Origin of the sequence: Paenibacillus sp. O199, from assembly GCF_001636635.1 — a bacterium.
GTDB classification, from domain to species: Bacteria; Bacillota; Bacilli; order Paenibacillales; family Paenibacillaceae; genus Paenibacillus; species Paenibacillus marchantiae.
Genome location: NZ_LGRP01000086.1, coordinates 1 through 2,852, shown reverse-complemented (window position 1 = coordinate 2,852; position 2,852 = coordinate 1). Strand labels below are relative to the sequence as shown.

At 46.0% G+C, this 2,852-nt stretch carries 1 protein-coding gene; it reads left to right on the top strand.

All coding sequences use genetic code 11. The features are described from left to right. The coding region (locus A6049_RS32195) for a non-ribosomal peptide synthetase (RefSeq protein WP_145921984.1) at positions 1-2,852 on the top strand (2,852 nt) is incomplete at both ends.

Below are 2,852 nucleotides of genomic sequence, written 5' to 3'. Positions count from 1 at the left end.
AAGCCAGAAGCGCTGAAGGCCGATGAAGTTACGATCTTGTCCATACTGGCATCCGAAGGTGCGCGGGAAGAGGTCGCCTCTCAGCCTGAGACCGTGGGACAAGTCGTGGAAGAGGTAACGGGTGTAGATGGGTCTGTTCATGCTGATGACATCGCCTATCTGATGTACACGTCAGGAACGACAGGTGAACCGAAAGGGGCCATGGTAGAGCACCGAAGCATTAATCGACTGGTAAAAGAGACGAACTATGCTGATTTTATCAATGCCCGAATCCTTCAAACCGGTTCTTTATCGTTTGATGCCTCGACTTTTGAGATATGGGGAGCTCTGCTCAATGGGGGGACTCTGTTCCTGATCGAGGAAGATGTGCTAACCGATCCCGCAGAATTACGAGAGGTACTGACGCAAAACCGAATCAATCTGATGTTTATTACGACAGCTCTGTTCAACCAGCTGATTCGTCTGGATGCTGGTATATTCAATGGAGTAACGCAGCTATTATTCGGAGGAGAGGCTACTTCAGAGGAACATGTAGATCTATTGCTGGCCAGAGATCACGGGGTACGATTAACCAATGTGTACGGACCGACTGAAAATACAACCTTCTCAACGTATTATCCGATCGATCGGAAAGCGCGAGCATCCAAAACCCCGATCGGCAAACCGATTTCGAACACATACGCATATATCATGAATGAGAGTGGACTGTGCGGTATCGGTATGCCAGGGGAGTTGTACGTAGGCGGAGCCGGGGTAAGCCGAGGATATCTGAATCAGACGGAACGGACAGCCACGAGTTTTATAGCCAATCCTTATCGTCCAGGAGAGCAGATGTACCGGACGGGAGATCTGGCCAGATGGAGATCGGATGGGAATATTGAGTATTTGGGCCGTATGGATCAGCAGGTGAAGCTGCGAGGATTCCGAATCGAACTTGGAGAGATCGAGAGCCGGCTACTGGAGCAAGCCGGTATAGCAGAAGCAACAGTACAGCTGAGAAAGGATGCAGATGATTATCTGTGTGCTTATGTAGTCGGCGAAGGCGAGCTGGACGGGGAGCGAATTCGAGAGAATCTGCGCAGCATCCTGCCTTCATACATGGTGCCATCTTATGTGGTACAGCTAGAGGCTCTACCGCTAACAAGGAACGGTAAACTGGACAGAAAAGCACTGCCAAAACCTGAATTAGAGGGCAGTGTTATGTATGAAGCCCCTTGTGATGAGATTGAGCAATGCATAGCAGATATTTTTAGTGAAATTTTAGGAGTATCTCCAGTTGGGGTGCAAGATGATTTCTTTGAGCGTGGAGGTCATTCATTACGTGCTGCTCGTCTGGTTAACAGACTGGAAACTCAAGCAGGTCTGCATCTCTCTGTAAGAGATGTTTTTGCATATCCAACTGTACGCCTGCTGGCTAATCGGGCCAAAGAGATGAAGGGTTCCCGTTCATTTGTACCTATCCCTGCGCAGAAAGTGCTTCCTTATTATGAGACGAGCTCTCCGCAGAAGAGATTATACGTCATTGATCGGATGCAACCTGGAACGATTACCTACAACATGCCTGAATTCATCCAGTTGAAAGGCAAGTTAAATGTTGAGAAGCTGCAGCAAGCGCTTCAAGCATTGGTGGATAGGCATGAACCGTTACGTACAAGCTTTGAGATTCAAAATGGAGAGCCTGTTCAAATTGTAAAAAACAAAGTTCATTTTGAACTCGAATATGAAAAGGGAACTCATGAACATATGGCATCTGCCATGAAAACATTTATCCGTCCCTTTGATCTGACAGTCGCACCTTTGATGCGTGCAAAAGTATGGCAAATGGAGGAGGATGATGCCATCTTTATGATGGATTTTCATCATATGATCTATGATGGAGGTTCAGTTCCCGTTTTGATGAGAGATTTACAATATCTGTTTGAAGGTCGAACTCTTCCAGAGCTGAGAGTTCAATATAAAGACTATAGTTGCTGGCAGAATGAGCGGGATTTGTCTGAGCAGGAACAGTACTGGGCATCGGAGCTCTCTGGTGATATTCCTGTTCTCGAACTTTTCACAGATGAACCTCGTCCGAAGGAACAGCGTTTTGATGGAAGCAGTATTCCATTCCAATTAAGCAAGGAAACAAAAGAGGCAGTACGGAAGCTCTCCCATTCAACCGGAGCAACAGATTATATGATTCTTTTATCGGGTTTTATGCTTCTTTTGAGCCAATGCAGCGGACAAGAAGATATTATAGTTGGAAGTCCGATTTCAGGTCGAGTTCATGCGGATACAGAGAATATGCTAGGCATGTTTGTTAACACACTGGCAATTAGAGGTGAACTGAGTGCTTCTAAAACGTTTAGTGAACTTGTACATCAGATCAAGGAAAAGTGCTTGAAAGCTTATGAGAACCAGGAATATCCGTTTGAACGTGTCGTGGACCAGTTCGCAGGACTGAGGGACTTATCCAGAAATCCTGTATTTGATGTCATGTTCACTTTGCAGAACAATGAGTTTTCTACACTAGCTTTGGGTGATTTAATCCTGAAGCCGGTAGAATATCCGTATGAAATTGCCAAGTTTGATCTAACCGTCAGCATGCGCGAGACTGAGCAGGGTTATGATCTTCACTGGGAGTATTGCACAGCACTCTTCCATATGGATACGATTAAGCGGATGGCAGTACAGTTTGAAGAGCTTTTAAAGAATGCATTGCGTGATCCGAACCAGATTCTAGGTGCGATAAGTATAGTTAATCCGTATGAAAAACATTTGATCCTCAATCAATTTAATGCAACGGACACGGCGTATCCGTCTGACCGAAGCGTGGTAGACCTGTTCCATTCTCAGGCTGCATTGACCCCTGA